The organism is Streptomyces sp. NPDC016469, assembly GCF_040632905.1.
In the GTDB taxonomy this organism is placed as follows: Bacteria; Actinomycetota; Actinomycetes; order Streptomycetales; family Streptomycetaceae; genus Streptomyces.
Map to the genome: position 1 here is coordinate 93749 of NZ_JBEYCQ010000019.1, position 15798 is coordinate 109546.

The following is a 15798-nucleotide window of genomic DNA, read 5'->3' on the forward strand; positions in this document are numbered from 1 at the left end:
CGTATCAGACCGTCAGGGCACGGTCCGTCGGGCGGATCGGGGCCGGCAGTGCGCTGGCTCCGGTCAGGAAGCGGTCCACGCCGCGTGCCGCGGAGCGGCCCTCGGCGATGGCCCACACGATGAGGGACTGGCCGCGGCCCGCGTCCCCGGCGACGAACACGCCGTCGACGTTGGTCGCGTAGTCCTCGTCACGGGCGATGTTGCCCCGTGCGTCGAGCTCCAGACCGAACTGCTGGACCAGGCCGTTGGCCTGGTCGGTGCCGGTGAAGCCCATCGCGAGCGTGACCAGCTGCGCGGGGATGACCCGCTCGGTGCCGGGCTTCTGCTCAAGCTTACCGTCCTTGAACTCCACCTCGACCAGGTGGAGGGCCTGGACGTTGCCGTCCTCGTCGCCCTCGAAGTGGGTGGTCGAGACGGAGTACACCCGCTCGCCGCCCTCCTCGTGCGCGGAGGTGACCTTGTAGAGCATGGGGAAGGTAGGCCAGGGCTGGTTGGCGTTCCGCTCCTCGCCCGGCCGGGGCATGATCTCCAGCTGGGTGACGGACAGGGCGCCCTGGCGGTGCGCGGTGCCGACGCAGTCGGCGCCGGTGTCGCCGCCGCCGATGACGACGACGTGCTTGCCCTCGGCGGTGATCGGGGAGACCGTCAGGTCACCCTCCTGCACCTTGTTGGCGAGCGGCAGGTACTCCATCGCGAAGTGCACGCCGTTCAGCTCCCGGCCCGGGACGGGCAGGTCGCGCGAGACGGTGGCACCGGCGGCGATGACCACGGCGTCGTAGCGGCGGCGCAGCTTCGCGGCGTCGATGTCCCGGCCGATCTCGGTCTCGGTGCGGAACTTGGTGCCCTCCGCGCGCATCTGCTCGATGCGGCGGTTGATGTGCGACTTCTCCATCTTGAACTCGGGGATGCCGTAGCGGAGGAGGCCCCCGATGCGGTCCGCGCGCTCGTAGACGGCGACCGTGTGGCCGGCCCGGGTGAGCTGCTGGGCGGCGGCGAGGCCGGCCGGACCGGAGCCGATGACGGCGACGGTCTTGCCGGACAGGCGCTCCGGCGGCTGCGGGGTCACGTCACCGTTGCCCCACGCCTTGTCGATGATCGAGACCTCGACGTTCTTGATGGTGACGGCCGGCTGGTTGATGCCGAGCACGCACGCCGACTCGCAGGGTGCCGGGCACAGCCGCCCGGTGAACTCCGGGAAGTTGTTCGTGGCGTGCAGCCGCTCGGAGGCGGCGGCCCAGTCCTCGCGGTAGGCGTAGTCGTTCCACTCGGGGATGAGGTTTCCGAGCGGGCAGCCGTTGTGGCAGAACGGGATGCCGCAGTCCATGCAGCGGCCTGCCTGCTTGCTGATGATCGGGAGCAGCGAGCCGGGAACGTAGACCTCGTTCCAGTCCTTGACGCGCTCGGCGGCCGGGCGGGTCTGCGCGACCTCGCGGCCGGTGGTCAGGAAGCCCTTGGGGTCAGCCATTGGTCGCCGCCTCCATCATCTTCTCGGTGGTCTCCTGCTCGGAGAGACCGGCGAGCTCAGCGGCGTCCTTGGCGGCGAGCACTGCCTTGTAGGTGGACGGGATGATCTTGCTGAAGCGGGAAGCGCCGTCGTTCGAGCTGTCCCACTGGGCGAGGAGCTTCTCGGCGACGGTGGAGCCGGTCTCCTCCTGGTGGCGGCGCACGACGTCGTGCAGCCACTGCTTGTCGGTGTCGGTCAGCTCCTCGATCGCGCCGAGGTTGCCCGCGTTGACGTTGTCGCGGTCGAGGTCGATGACGTAGGCGACGCCGCCGGACATGCCGGCCGCGAAGTTGCGCCCGGTCTCGCCGAGCACCACGGCGTGGCCGCCGGTCATGTACTCGCAGCCGTGGTCGCCCACGCCCTCGGAGACGACGGTGGCGCCGGAGTTGCGGACGCAGAACCGCTCACCGGTGCGGCCGCGGAGGAACAGCTCGCCGCCGGTGGCGCCGTAGGCGATGGTGTTGCCCGCGATCGTGGAGTACTCGGCGAGGTGGTCGGCGCCGCGGTCGGGGCGGACGACGACGCGCCCGCCGGACAGGCCCTTGCCGACGTAGTCGTTGGCGTCGCCCTCCAGGCGCAGGGTGATGCCGCTGGGCAGGAAGGCGCCGAAGGACTGGCCCGCGGAGCCGGTGAAGGTGATGTCGATGGTGTCCTGGGGCAGGCCCGCACCGCCGAACTTCTTCGTGACCTCGTGGCCGAGCATGGTGCCGACGGTCCGGTTGATGTTGCGGATCGCGATCTGCGCGCGGACCGGCTGGGCGGCCTCCGGGCTGTCGGCCTTGAGGGCGTCGGCGGCGAGCTTGATCAGCTCGTTGTCGAGGGCCTTGTCGAGGGCGTGGTCCTGCTCGGTGTTCCGGTACCGGACCGCGCCTTCGGGCAGCTCGGGGACGTAGAACAGCGGGGCGAGGTCCAGGCCCTGCGCCTTCCAGTGGGTGACGGCCCGGTCGGTGTCCAGCAGCTCGGCGTGGCCGACGGCCTCCTCGATCGTACGGAAGCCGAGCTCGGCGAGGAGCTCGCGGACCTCCTGCGCGATGAACTCGAAGAAGTTGACGACGTACTCGGCCTTGCCGGAGAAGCGGTCGCGCAGCACCGGGTTCTGGGTGGCGATGCCGACGGGGCAGGTGTCGAGGTGGCAGACGCGCATCATGACGCAGCCGGAGACGACGAGCGGCGCGGTCGCGAAACCGAACTCCTCGGCGCCGAGCAGCGCGGCGATGACGACGTCGCGGCCGGTCTTGAGCTGGCCGTCGGTCTGCACGACGATGCGGTCGCGCAGGCCGTTGAGCAGCAGGGTCTGCTGGGTCTCGGCGAGGCCGAGCTCCCAGGGGCCGCCCGCGTGCTTGAGGCTCGTCAGCGGAGACGCGCCCGTGCCGCCGTCGTGGCCGGAGATGAGGACCACGTCCGCGTGCGCCTTGGAGACGCCCGCCGCGACGGTGCCGACGCCGACCTCGGAGACCAGCTTCACGTGGATGCGGGCCTGCGGGTTGGCGTTCTTGAGGTCGTGGATCAGCTGAGCCAGGTCCTCGATGGAGTAGATGTCGTGGTGCGGCGGCGGGGAGATGAGGCCGACGCCGGGGGTGGAGTGCCGGGTCTTGGCGACCCACGGGTAGACCTTGTGGCCGGGCAGCTGGCCGCCCTCGCCGGGCTTGGCGCCCTGGGCCATCTTGATCTGGATGTCGTCCGCGTTGACCAGGTACTCGCTGGTGACGCCGAAGCGGCCGGAGGCGACCTGCTTGATGGACGAGCGTCGGGCCGGGTCGTAGAGCCGGTCGGCGTCCTCGCCGCCCTCACCGGTGTTGGACTTGCCGCCCAGCTGGTTCATCGCGATGGCGAGGGTCTCGTGGGCCTCGCGCGAGATGGAGCCGTAGGACATGGCGCCGGTGGAGAAGCGCTTGACGATCTCCGAGACGGGCTCGACCTCCTCGATGTCGATCGAGGGGCGGTCCGAGTTGAAGCCGAAGAGGCCGCGGAGCGTCATCAGCCGCTCGGACTGCTCGTTCACCCGGTCCGTGTACTTCTTGAAGATGTCGTACCGGCGGTTACGGGTGGAGTGCTGGAGGCGGAAGACCGTCTCCGGGTCGAACAGGTGCGGCTCGCCCTCGCGGCGCCACTGGTACTCGCCGCCGATCTCCAGCGCGCGGTGCGAGGCGGAGATGCCGGAGGCGGGGTAGCCCTTGGTGTGCCGGGCGGCGACCTCCTTGGCGATGACGTCGAGGCCGGCGCCGCCGATCTTGGTGGCGGTGCCGTTGAAGTAGCGGTCGACGAACGCCTGGTCGAGGCCGACGGCCTCGAAGACCTGGGCGCCTCGGTAGGAGGCGACCGTGGAGATGCCCATCTTGGACATGACCTTCAGGACGCCCTTGCCGAGGGCGTAGATCAGGTTGCGGATGGCCTGCTCGGCCTCGATGCCCTCGATGAAGGTGCCGGCCCGGACCAGGTCCTCGACGGACTCCATGGCCAGGTACGGGTTGACCGCGGCGGCGCCGTAACCGATCAGCAGCGCGACGTGGTGGACCTCGCGGACGTCGCCGGCCTCGACCAGCAGGCCCACCTGGGTGCGCTGCTTGGTGCGGATGAGGTGGTGGTGGACGGCGGAGGTGAGCAGCAGCGAGGGGATCGGCGCGTGCTCGGCGTCGGAGTGCCGGTCGGAGAGGACGATCAGGCGGGCGCCGTCCTCGATGGCGGCGTCGACCTCGGTGCAGATCTCCTCGATGCGGGCGGCCAGCGACTCGCCGCCGCCGTGCACCCGGTAGAGGCCGGAGAGCGTGGCTGCCTTCAGGCCGGGCATGTCGCCGTCGGCGTTGATGTGTATGAGCTTGGCCAGCTCGTCGTTGTCGATCACCGGGAAGGGCAGCGCAACGCTGCGGCAGGACGCGGCGCCCGGCTCCAGCAGGTTGCCCGACGGGCCGAGCACGGAGCGCAGCGAGGTGACGAGCTCCTCGCGGATGGCGTCCAGCGGCGGGTTGGTGACCTGCGCGAACAGCTGGGTGAAGTAGTCGAACAGCAGCCGGGGGCGGGCCGAGAGCGCGGCGATCGGCGAGTCGGTGCCCATGGAGCCCAGCGGCTCGCCGCCGGTGCGGGCCATCGGGGCGAGGATGACGCGGAGCTCTTCCTCGGTGTAGCCGAAGGTCTGCTGGCGGCGGGTGACGGAGGCGTGCGTGTGGACGATGTGCTCCCGCTCGGGGAGGTCCTCCAGCTCGATCTCGCCGGTCTCCAGCCACTCCTGGTAGGGGTGCTCGGCGGCGAGGGACGCCTTGATCTCGTCGTCCTCGATGATGCGGTGCTCGGCGGTGTCCACGAGGAACATGCGGCCAGGCTGCAGGCGGCCCTTGCGGACGACCTTCGCCGGGTCGATGTCCAGGACGCCGACCTCGGAGGACAGGACGACGAGGCCGTCGTCGGTGACCCAGTAGCGGCCGGGGCGCAGACCGTTGCGGTCGAGGACCGCGCCGACCTGGACGCCGTCGGTGAAGGTGACGCAGGCCGGGCCGTCCCAGGGCTCCATCATCGCGGAGTGGTACTGGTAGAACGCGCGGCGGGCGGGGTCCATGGAGTCGTGGTTCTCCCACGCCTCGGGGACCATCATCAGCACCGAGTGCGGCAGCGAGCGGCCGCCGAGGTGGAGCAGCTCCAGGACCTCGTCGAAGGACGCGGAGTCGGAGGCGTCGGGGGTGCAGACGGGGAAGATCCGGTCGAGCGGCGCGTCGCCGAAGAGGCCGGAGGCGAGCTGGGACTCGCGGGCCTTCATCCAGTTCCGGTTGCCCTTGACCGTATTGATCTCGCCGTTGTGCGCGACGAAGCGGTACGGGTGTGCGAGCGGCCAGCTCGGGAAGGTGTTGGTCGAGAAGCGCGAGTGGACCAGGGCGACCGCGGTGGCGAACCGGGGGTCGGAGAGGTCCGGGAAGAAGGGCTCCAGCTGACCGGTGGTGAGCATGCCCTTGTAGACGATGGTGCGGGCGGAGAGCGACGGGAAGTAGACCCCGGCCTCGCGCTCGGCGCGCTTGCGCAGCAGGAACGCCTTGCGGTCCAGGGCGATGCCCGTGCTCTCGCCGTCGGCGACGAAGAGCTGGCGGAACTCGGGCATGGTGGCGCGGGCGCCGTTGCCGAGGATGTCCGGGGTGACCGGGACCTCGCGCCAGCCGAGGACCGTCAGGCCCTCCTCGCCGGCGATCTTCTCCAGATCGCGGACGGCGCCGGTGGAGTCGTCGGCGGGCAGGAAGGCGATGCCGACGGCGTAGGCGCCGGCCTCGGGGAGCGCGAAGGGGACCTCGGCGCGCAGGAACGTGTCCGGGACCTGGAGCAGGATGCCGGCCCCGTCACCGGAGTCGGGCTCCGAGCCGGTGGCACCGCGGTGTTCGAGGTTGCGGAGCACGGTCAGCGCCTGCTCGACCATCTCGTGGCCGGGCACACCGGTCAGAGTGGCTACGAACCCCACGCCACAGGCGTCGTGCTCGTTGCGGGGGTCGTACATGCCCTGGGGGGCGGGGCGACCGTCCATGGGCGACCAGGCGTCGGTGCGCATCGGCTCTCCCGTCGTCGTCGTGGCATATGCAGTGCCGAGGGACGACGTTGGCCCTCTGCGAAATTTCGTGCAGATTACATGATGGGGCGCTTCTCAAAAAGCGGATGAACCATTCCAACATGCGGACACCGTCGACGACGGTGGAGTGGGTCGCTGTCGGAGGATCGGCGCCCGGGAGACGCGGAGAGCAGGCGTCGTTGCCTGCGGTGTCTACGGCTCATGCCCGGTGGCGGAGAAAACGAAACCGCCGGGTAGTGGCTACTTATGTGCAGCCCTGCATAGAGACTCATTTTACGGTCTGCAGCACGTTCGCGCCCAGAGGCCCGGGCCAAGACGTACGTCACACGCATGGCGTACGCGTGACGGGCCGGTTGCGTGCACCGGCCCGTCACGCGGGAGAAACGGGCGGGGTCAGCCGCCCACGGCCACGCCGAACAGGGCGCCCAGGCCGTACGTGATCGCGGCGGCCGCGCCGCCCAGTGCCAGCTGGCGCAGTCCGCTGAACCACCAGCTGCGAGCGGTCACCCGGGCCACCACCGCGCCGCAGCCGAACAGTCCGGCGAGCGCCAGCAGCACGGCCGGCCACAGCGCGTCGGCGCCGAGCAGGAAGGGCAGCACGGGCAGCAGGGCGCCCAGCGCGAAGGCGCCGAACGAGGAGACGGCGGCCACCAGGGGCGACGGCAGGTCGCCCGGGTCGATGCCCAGCTCCTCGCGGGCGTGGATTTCGAGGGCCTGCTCCGGGTCGCGCGAGAGCTGGCGGGCGACCTCGCGGGCGAGCGCGGGCTCCACGCCCCGGGACTCGTAGAGCGCGGCGAGTTCCCGCTCCTCGTCCACGGGGTGCTTGCGCAGCTCGCGCCGCTCGACGTCCAGCTCGGCCTCCACCAGCTCGCGCTGGGAGGCCACGGAGGTGTACTCGCCCGCCGCCATGGAGAAGGCACCGGCGGCCAGTCCGGCGAGGCCGGTGATGACGATGGTGCGGTGCGAGACGTCGCCGCCGGCGACACCGGTCATCAGGGCCAGGTTGGAGACGAGCCCGTCCATCGCGCCGAAGACCGCGGGACGCAGCCAGCCGCCGTTGACATCGCGGTGGGTGTGGTTGTCCCGGTGCGCCTCGTGCAGTACGGCGTCGGTCTCGATGATGGCCACGACTTATCCCTCTCCCCTGGTCCGGCTTCTCCGGAGACGGGCCTTGTGCCCGCCCGCTTCCGCTCGACACCATCGAAAGTACGCACGAAAAATCGCTCCTGCCAGCAAGGCAGGCCGTACTTACCACCCTGCGTAACCGGATAGGTACGGCTTCCCTTGCTGTCCGGAAGGTTTCATCCGAGTGGCCCTTTTGTGTGGGTAACCGGCCTTCGTCCCGGCTCGGCGTGGAACGGATCCCACAGGCACGAGTACTGGCTCGGTACGAGCGAAGGGTCGACGCGATGGAGACGGTCGCAGGAAATCCGACGGCGCCGCGGGCGGGCGGCACACACACGGCACGGCTTCCGGACGATCCGGCCCCGGGCGGGCCCCGCGACCGGGCCAGGGGCGCGCTGCTCGGCCTCGCGGTCGGCGACGCGCTCGGCGCCCCGGCGGAGAACATGCGGCCCTCCGAGATCCGCCGCCGCTGGGGCCGGATCGAGGGCTTCGTCAGTGACGACCCGGCGGGCACCGACGACACGGAGTACGCGATCTTCTCGGGGCTGCTGCTGGCCCGGCACGGCTCGGATCTCACCGTCACCGACGTCGAGCGGGCCTGGCGGCTGTGGATCGCCGACCTGGACGAGGGGCCCTTCCGGGGCGCGGGCTTCAGCGAGCGCGGCACGCTGGAGAACCTGCGCCGGGGCCTGGCCGCGCCGATCTCCGCCCAGCACCGGCACGCCTGGAGCGACGGCCTGGCGATGCGGGCCGCGCCCTTCGGCGTCTTCGCGGCCGGGCGCCCCGCCGAGGCCGCCCGGCTGGTCGCGGTCGACGGCCGGGTCAGCCACGAGGGCGAGGGCATCTACGGGGGCCAGGCGGTGGCCGCCGGGGTGGCCGCCGCGATGACCGGCGCCTCGGTCACCTCGGTGATCGCCGCCGCGCTCTCGGTCGTCCCCATGGACTCCTGGACGGCCCGCTCGCTGCGCCGCGCGGTCACGGCGGCGCGGCACCCGTACCCCGACCGCCTCACCGGTGAACGCGCGGTCCGCTCGGCCGTGGTGGTCGGCGGCTACCCGTGGACGGACCTGGCCCCGGAGGCGGTCGGCCTGGCCTTCGGCGCCTTCGCGGCGGCCCGCGGCGACTTCCGTACGGCGGTGCTGATGGCGGTCAACATGGGCCGCGACGCCGACACCACGGCGGCGGTGGCGGGCGCCCTGTCCGGCGCCCTGCACGGCGCGTCGGCGATCCCCCGCCTCTGGGCCGACGCGATCGGCCCGGTACGCGGCAGCTGCCTGCCGTCGATGCGGGGGTACCACGTGGTGGACATCGCGGATCTGCTGGCCCCGGGGGCCGCCGGGCCGGCCACCACGGGCGAACCACCGCACGCCCCGGCACCGGGCGGAGACCCGGCCGACGCGCCGGGCCCGACGACGGACGACCCGACGACGACCGGCACGGCGGCGAGCGGTGCGGCGGCGAGCGGTGCGGCGGCGAGCGGTGCGGCGCCCGACACGGCGACCAACGGCGCGGCGACCAACTGCGCGGCGACCAACGGCACGACGGCGACCGGCACGACGGCCAACTGCACGACGGCCAACTGCACGGCGGCGCCCGGCGCGGCGGCGACGAACGACCCGCAGACCACCGGCGCGACCGGAGACACGAGCCGTGTCCCGGCGGAGGACCCCGTACACGCCCGGCCACCCCGCGGCCCGGCCACCCCGGCGGGCTCCGTTGCCGCGCGGCCCCGGCCCGCCCTCGCGGCCGCCCCGCCGAGTCGCCTCTCGGCGGGCGGCCCGGCGGCGTGCCCCGGTGGTCCACCGGGCCGGGCCTCCGCCGGGGAGGCCCACCAGGGCCCCGGCACCGGCGCGGTGTCCCGGTGAGCGGGGCCCGGCGCGCCCGCATCGAAGGGCTGCTCATCGGGCTGGCCGCAGGCGATGCCGCCGGGTGGCCCGCGGCCCGGCACCGGGCGGCCCGGATGCCGGAATGGACCCGGCGCCTGACCCGCGAGCTGGACACCTTCGCCGAGCAGAACGCGACGACCACGCTCCCCGTACCCATCGCACTCAACCAGCCCCCCGAGCCACTGCGGCTCGGGCCGTCCGACGACGCCGAATGGGCGGCGTTCGCGGCGGGCACCGTGCTGGCCGCGACCGCGGCGGCCGGCGCCGGGCAGGGCCGCACCGCCCCCCGCGGCGCACACGTGCGCGCCGCCGTCGCCGGGGCCTGGAACGCCCTCGCCGCCGAGGTCGCCGCCGCCGCGGCGCGTGCGACCGAGGTGGAGGCGGCCGTGCTGCCGCTGCGGGCGCGGATCTCGGTGCGGGCCGGGCTCGGCAACCTCGCCGCCGGGCTGCGGCCGCCCGCCACCGGGCACGACAACCCGCACTACTTCGACGACGCGGCGTGCGTACGGGCGGCCGTGCTGGCGATCGTCCACCCGGGCGAGCCGGACGCGGCGGCGGAGCTGGCGGAGTTCGACGCGCGCTTCACGCAGGACGGCGACGGGGTGCACGGGGCGCGGGCCATGGCCGCCGCGTGCGCCGAGGCGCTGGGCGGCGCGGACGTGGACACCGCCGTGAACGCCGCGCTGGCCCAGCTCCCCGACGGCACCGAGATCGCCCGCAACGCGGCCCACGCGGTCCGGATCGCCCGGGAGTTCGCCGGGGAGCGGGCCGGGGCGTTCGCGCTCGTCCCGGTCCTGGAGCACCAGATCGTGGATCACGTCTACAGCTACGGGATCGCCGCCGCCGAAACCGTACCGGTCGCCCTCGCGCTGGCCACCGCGTCCCGGGGCGACATCGCGCAGGCCGTGCCCGCGGCGGCCTGCCTGTCCCGGGTCGCTGACTCCGCGCCCGCCCTGGCCGGTGCGCTGACCGGGGTACTGGGGTCCATCGGCTCCGTGCCCGACGGCTGGCGCGAGACCTGCCGGACGCTGGCCGGCTGCGCGCTGCCCCGGTTCGCCGGCACGGATCTGGTGGAACTCGCCGGGCTGCTGGCAGACACGGAACCGGCCTCCATGGGTGGACAATTCGGGCATGACCTCCACAGTGCCCCTGGCGCCCACGACGTCCCCCTCCCCCACGACAGCCACGACGCCCGCGACCCCCGGAGCGCCCACGCTCGATGACCGGATCGCCGGCGCCCTGGTCGGCGCCGCCGTCGGCGACGCGCTCGGCGGTCCGGTCGAGGGCCGCTCCCCGGAGCAGATCACGGCCCGGCACGGCGGCAGGGTCACCGGCATCGTCGGCCCCTGGGACGGCGACGACTGGCGGACCGCCCGCCCGATCGCCCCGTACCACAAGGGGGACGGGCACGTCACCGACGACACCCTGATGACGCACGCACTGGTCCGGGTGTACGGGAAGGTGCGCGGCCATCTCGACGCGTACGCGGTCGCCGACCACCTCGTACCGGAGATGATCGGCGAACCGCGCTGGATTCCCGAGCTGGAGGCCGAGGCGCTGCCGCTCCAGCGGGTGTTCCTCGCGGAGAAGTGGATCGTCGCCCGGCTGCACTACGGCCATGTGGACCCGCGCGAGGCGGGCGCCGGAAACATCGTCAACTGCGGGGCCGCGATGTACATGGCGCCGGTCGGCCTGGTGAACGCCGCCCATCCGCAGGCGGCGTACGCCGAGGCGATCGATGTCGCCGGGGCCCACCAGTCGAGTTACGGCAGGGAGGCGGCGGGCGTCCTCGCGGCGGGGGTGGCCGCCGCCTGCGCGCCCGGGGCGACGCCCACCACGGTCGTGGAGGCGTGCCTGTCGCTCGCCAAGGACGGCACCCGGGCCGCGATCGAGGCCGTCTGCGAAGCGGCCTCCCGCCACCAGGACGTCGAGTCGGCGCTCGTCCCGCTGCGCGCGGCCGTCGCCCCCTTCGACACCGTCGGACCCGACTACCGCGCGCCCTCGCTCGGCGCCCGCCGCCCGTCCCGGCTGCACGCGATCGAGGAGTTGCCGGTCGCCCTCGGCATGCTGCTGGCCGCCGGCGGGGACTACCGGCAGGCGGTCCTCGGCTCGGTCAACTACGGCCGCGACTGCGACTCGATCGCCACCATGAGCGGAGCGCTCGCGGGCGCCCTGCACGGTGAGAGCGCCGTCCCCGCCGACTGGGCGGCCACCGTCGCCGAGGCCAGCCGCCTCGATCTGCGCGCCCCGGCCCGGACCCTGGCGGAGGTGGCCCGCGAGGTGTTCGCGCGGGACACCGCACGCCGCCGGGCCCACGAGGCCGCCTTCGCCGCGCTGGCGGGCACCCCGTGACCACGGCGGTGCGGGTGACCTGGGTGCAGCCGGAGGACCTGGTGGGCCACGAGCTGCGGCAGGCCGCCGAGGACGGCCGCGACGCCCGCGACATCGCCCGCCGGTGGTACGAGGCCGGCGGCTCCCCCGCCCCGGAGCGCGCCGGCGCCTCCGACCCCGGCGCCCCGCCCGGGCTGCGCGCGGTCGCCGAACGGCTGCTGGACGAACTCGCCCTGCTGGAGTCCCCGCTGGCCGGTGACGAGCCGGACGGCCTGGACGCGATCCGGGCCGCCTGCCCGCAGTGGCCGCACGCCCGGGGCGGGCGGCCGGCCACCCCGGAGCGGCTGCACGCCGCCTGGCTGGGCCGGGCCGCCGGCTGCCTGCTGGGCAAGCCGGTCGAGAAGCTGCCGCTGGAGGGCATCCGCGCCCTCGCCCGGGCCACCGGCAACTGGCCGCTCAACACCTGGTTCACCGCCCGGGGCCTGCCCGCCCCGCTGGCCGCCACCTATCCGTGGAACCGGCGCTCCGCGCCCACCTCGCTCGCCGAGAACATCGACGGGATGCCCGAGGACGACGACCTCAACCACCCCCTGCTCGCCCTGCTGCTGCTCCAGCGGCACGGCACTTCGTTCACCACCGCGGACCTGGCCCGGCTGTGGCTGGACGAGCTCCCGGCCGGGCGCACGTTCACCGCCGAGCGGGTCGCGTACCGCAATCTGCTCGACGGCATCGAACCCCCGGAGACCGCACGCCACCGCAACCCGTTCCGGGAGTGGATCGGCGCGCAGATCCGGGCCGACGTGCACGGCTGGACCCGGCCCGGCGACCCGGCCGGGGCCGCGGAGCAGGCGTACCGCGACGCGGTCCTCACCCACACCGGCAACGGCGTCTACGGCGCGATGTTCACGGCGGCGGCGCTGGCCGAGGCGGCCACGGGCGAGACCGACGTGCACGGCTGCCTGGCCACCGGTCTGCGCGTGGTGCCGCCGCGCTCGCGGTTCGCGGCGGCGGTACGCGACGGCATCGCGGCCGCCCGCGCGGAGCGGGACTTCGATACGGTCGTGGACCGGCTGCACGCTGCGTACGGCAGGTACCACTGGGTGCATGTGCTGCCCAACGCGGCCCTGCTGGCCGCCGCCCTCACCCACGCCGACGGCGACTTCACCGGCTCCATCTGCAAGGCGGTGTCCGGCGGCTGGGACACCGACTCCAACGGCGCGACCGCCGGTTCGCTCGCCGGACTGCTCGCCGGGCGGCCGGAGGCGCTGCCCGACCGGTGGACCACCCCGCTGAAGAACCGGCTCGCCACGTCCGTCCCCGGTTTCGACGGGACCGGCTTCGACACCCTGGCCGCCCTGACCCACCGGCTCACCCACGAGGAGGCAACCCGCCCATGACCAGAGTCGCGGTGCTCGGCAGCACCAATATGGATCTTGTGGCCTACGTCGACCGGGCCCCGGAGCGCGGGCAGACCGTCACCGGACGGGAGTTCCGCACCATCCCCGGCGGCAAGGGCGCCAACCAGGCCGTCGCCGCCGCCCGCGCGGGCGGTGACGTGCTGATGATCGGCGCGGTCGGCGACGACGAGTACGGCGTACGGATGCGGGAGAACCTGGAGCACTCCGGCGTCGACACGGACCTGCTGCACACCGCCGAGGGCCCCAGCGGCACCGCGCACATCGTGGTCGACGCCAAGGGCTCCAACGCGATCGTGGTCATCCCCGGCGCCAACGGCACCATGACCGCGCTCGGCCCGGGCGAGGTGGCCGCCATCGCCGAGGCCGATCTGCTGCTGCTCCAGCTGGAGCTGCCGATGTCCGCCGTGATCGAGGGCGCCCGCGCCGGTCACGCCCAGGGCGTACGGACCGTGCTCACCCCCTCCCCCGTGCAGGAGCTGCCCTCCGAACTCCTCGACCACGTCGACCTGCTGGTCCCCAACGAGCACGAGGCGGCCGAACTGTCCGGCTACGACGACCCGCACGCGGCGGCGGAGATCCTGCTCGGCCAGGTCCCCGCGGTGCTCATCACGCTCGGTTCGAAGGGCAGCCTGTACGCCGCCCGGGGCAGCCGCACCATCCACTTCCCGGCCCCGGAGGTCACCGCCGTCGACACGACCGGCGCCGGGGACACCTTCGTCGGCACCCTGGCCGTGGCGCTCGGCGAGGGGCGTCCGGTCCCGCAGGCCGTCGCCTGGGCCTCGGCCGCCGCCGCGCTCTGCGTGCAGAAACCGGGCGCCTCGGTCTCCATGCCGTACCGCAGCGAAATCGACGGCGCATGAGCGCCCCCGCGGCGCCGCCGCTCACCGGACTGCGGGTGGCCGACCTCGCCACGCTCTTCGCGGGCCCGCTCTGCGCGACGATGCTGGGCGACTTCGGCGCCGAGGTGATCAAGGTCGAGCACCCGGTCCGCCCCGACCCCTCCCGGGGCCACGGACCGGCGAAGGACGGCATCGGCCTGTGGTGGAAGCTCCTCGGCCGCAACAAGCGCAATCTGACGCTCGACCTCTCCGCGCCGCAGGGCCGCGATGTGCTGCTGCGGCTCGCCGCCCGCACCGACGTGATCATCGAGAACTTCCGCCCGGGCACGCTGGAGCGGTGGGGCCTCGGCCCCGATGAGCTGCACGCGGTCAACCCCCGCCTGGTCCTGGTGCGCGTCACGGGCTTCGGCCAGTTCGGCCCGTACTCCCACCGGCCCGGCTTCGGGACGCTCGCCGAGGCGATGAGCGGCTTCGCGGCGATCACCGGGGAGCCGGACGGGCCGCCGACCCTGCCGCCGTTCGGCCTCGCCGACTCGATCGCCGCGCTCGCCACGGCGTACGCGGTGATGGCCGCGCTGGCCGGCCGCGACCGGACCGGCGAGGGGCAGGTGGTCGACATGGCGATCATCGAGCCGATCCTGACCGTGCTCGGCCCGCAGCCGCTCTGGTACGACCAGCTCGGTTACGTACAGCCGCGCACCGGGAACCGGTCGCGCAACAACGCCCCGCGCAACACCTACCGCACCTCGGACGGGCAGTGGGTGGCCGTCTCCACCTCCGCGCAGTCCGTCGCGGAGCGGGTGATGCGGCTGGTCGGGCGGGCGGACCTGATCGAGGAGCCGTGGTTCGCCTCGGGGGCCACCCGCGCCGAGCACAGCGACGAGCTGGACGAGGCCGTGGGCCACTGGATCGCCCGGCACAGCCGGGAGGAGGCCCTGTCCGCGTTCGAGAAGGCGGAGGCCGCCATCGCCCCCATCCACGACGTACGGGACGTGATGGAGGACCCGCAGTACCGGGCGCTGGACTCCGTCACCGAGGTGGACGACCCGGAGCTGGGCCCGCTCCGGATGCAGAACGTCCTCTTCCGGCTCTCCCGGACCCCGGGCGCGATCCGCTGGACGGGCCGCCCGCACGGGGCCGACACCGAGGAGATCCTCACCGAGCTGGGGCTGAGCGGGCCCGAGATCTCGGCGCTGCGGGCGGAGCGGGTGCTGTGACGGCCCCCCTCACCCTGCTGTACGCGCCCGGGGACCGGCCGGACGTGGTCCGCAAGGCGGCCGTCTCGGGGGCGGACGTGGTGATCGTGGACCTGGAGGACGCGGTCGCCCCCGACCGCAAGGAGTACGCGCGCGCCGCGACGGTGGAGCTGCTGTCGGACCCGCCGTCCGCCATGGCGGTGCCCGTCCATGTCCGGGTCAACGACGAGGCGGACGTGCTGGCGCTGGCGGGGCTGCCGGGGCTCGGCGGGCTGCGGCTGCCGAAGATCACCCACGCCGCGTCGGTGCACCACATCGCGGCGCTGGCCCCCGGGGTGGCCCTGTGCCCGCTCCTGGAGTCGGCCCTCGGCATCGAGCACGCCTACTCGGTGGCCTCCGCCCACCCCCAGGTCCGCGCCGTCGCCCTGGGCGAGGCGGACCTCCGCGCGGATCTGGGCGTACGGGAGGACGCGGGGCTCGACTGGTCGCGCAGCCGGGTGGTGGTGGCCGCCCGGGCGGCGGGCCTGGCTCCCCCCGCGCAGTCGGTGTTCGCGGACGTCCGGGACCTGGACGGCCTCTGGTCCTCCTGCGCCCACGGGCGCGCCCTGGGCTTCCTGGGCCGGGCGGCGATCCATCCCCGGCAGCTCCCGGTGATCGAACGCGCGTTCCGCCCGACGCCGCAGGAGGTCGAAGCGGCCTGGGAGATCGTGGAGGCGGCCCGCGACCAGGCAGGAGCCCAGGCCCTCCCGGACGGCCGCTTCGTGGACGCGGCGGTGGTTGCGCAGGCGCGGCGGACGCTGGCGCTGGCCCAACGGAAGCGGTGACCTGGCTCCCCGTCTCACCGCTTCGTCCTCAATCGCCGGACGGGCTGGATTTTCGCCGCACCGCCACACCAAGCCCGGCCACCCCAAGCCCGGCCACATCAAGCCCGTCCGGCGATTGAGGACACCCCACGACGG

Annotated in this window: 9 protein-coding genes and 1 pseudogene; 7 read left to right on the plus strand and 3 right to left on the minus strand. The window is 73.7% G+C overall.

What is annotated here, in order from left to right:
- Window positions 1–4: 4 nt before the first annotated feature.
- From ABZ565_RS22375 to ABZ565_RS22385, 3 genes are all read right to left on the minus strand, one after another.
- Window positions 5–1465, minus strand: a complete 1461-nt coding sequence (locus ABZ565_RS22375; RefSeq protein WP_361029535.1) for a glutamate synthase subunit beta — start codon at window positions 1463–1465, stop codon at window positions 5–7.
- Window positions 1458–6026 carry a glutamate synthase large subunit gene (gene gltB / locus ABZ565_RS22380; protein WP_361029538.1) on the minus strand — a complete coding sequence of 1523 codons (4569 nt, stop codon included), beginning with the start codon at window positions 6024–6026 and terminating at the stop codon, window positions 1458–1460. The genes ABZ565_RS22375 and gltB overlap by 8 nt, the downstream gene beginning before the upstream one ends.
- A gap of 411 nt (window positions 6027–6437) precedes the next feature.
- Window positions 6438–7172 (minus strand): VIT1/CCC1 transporter family protein, encoded by a 735-nt coding sequence (locus ABZ565_RS22385; protein WP_361029541.1) that lies wholly within the window; start codon window positions 7170–7172, stop codon window positions 6438–6440.
- A 281-nt stretch (window positions 7173–7453) separates the two neighbouring features.
- Here ABZ565_RS22385 and ABZ565_RS22390 point away from each other — a divergent pair.
- The 7 genes and pseudogenes from ABZ565_RS22390 to ABZ565_RS22420 form a co-directional block, all read left to right on the plus strand.
- Window positions 7454–8491: pseudogene (locus tag ABZ565_RS22390) on the plus strand (ADP-ribosylglycohydrolase family protein); the annotation flags it as partial.
- A gap of 539 nt (window positions 8492–9030) precedes the next feature.
- Window positions 9031–10278: an ADP-ribosylglycohydrolase family protein gene (locus ABZ565_RS22395; RefSeq protein WP_361029544.1), complete on the plus strand. Its 1248-nt coding sequence runs from the start codon at window positions 9031–9033 to the stop codon at window positions 10276–10278.
- Complete coding sequence (locus ABZ565_RS22400; RefSeq protein ID WP_361029547.1) at window positions 10187–11407, plus strand: ADP-ribosylglycohydrolase family protein; 1221 nt, start codon at window positions 10187–10189, stop codon at window positions 11405–11407. The genes ABZ565_RS22395 and ABZ565_RS22400 overlap by 92 nt, the downstream gene beginning before the upstream one ends.
- Window positions 11404–12783 carry an ADP-ribosylglycohydrolase family protein gene (locus tag ABZ565_RS22405; RefSeq protein ID WP_361029550.1) on the plus strand — a complete coding sequence of 460 codons (1380 nt, stop codon included), beginning with the start codon at window positions 11404–11406 and terminating at the stop codon, window positions 12781–12783. The genes ABZ565_RS22400 and ABZ565_RS22405 overlap by 4 nt, the downstream gene beginning before the upstream one ends.
- Entirely contained in the window at window positions 12780–13664 is an 885-nt protein-coding gene (rbsK, locus tag ABZ565_RS22410; RefSeq protein ID WP_361029553.1) for a ribokinase, read from the plus strand. The genes ABZ565_RS22405 and rbsK overlap by 4 nt, the downstream gene beginning before the upstream one ends.
- Window positions 13661–14860, plus strand: coding sequence for a CoA transferase (locus ABZ565_RS22415; protein ID WP_361029556.1), 1200 nt, complete (start codon window positions 13661–13663; stop codon window positions 14858–14860). The genes rbsK and ABZ565_RS22415 overlap by 4 nt, the downstream gene beginning before the upstream one ends.
- A complete protein-coding gene (locus ABZ565_RS22420) occupies window positions 14857–15663 on the plus strand; it encodes a CoA ester lyase (protein WP_361029558.1) in 807 nt (268 codons plus the stop codon). Before ABZ565_RS22415 ends, ABZ565_RS22420 begins: the two co-directional genes overlap by 4 nt.
- Window positions 15664–15798: the final 135 nt, after the last annotated feature.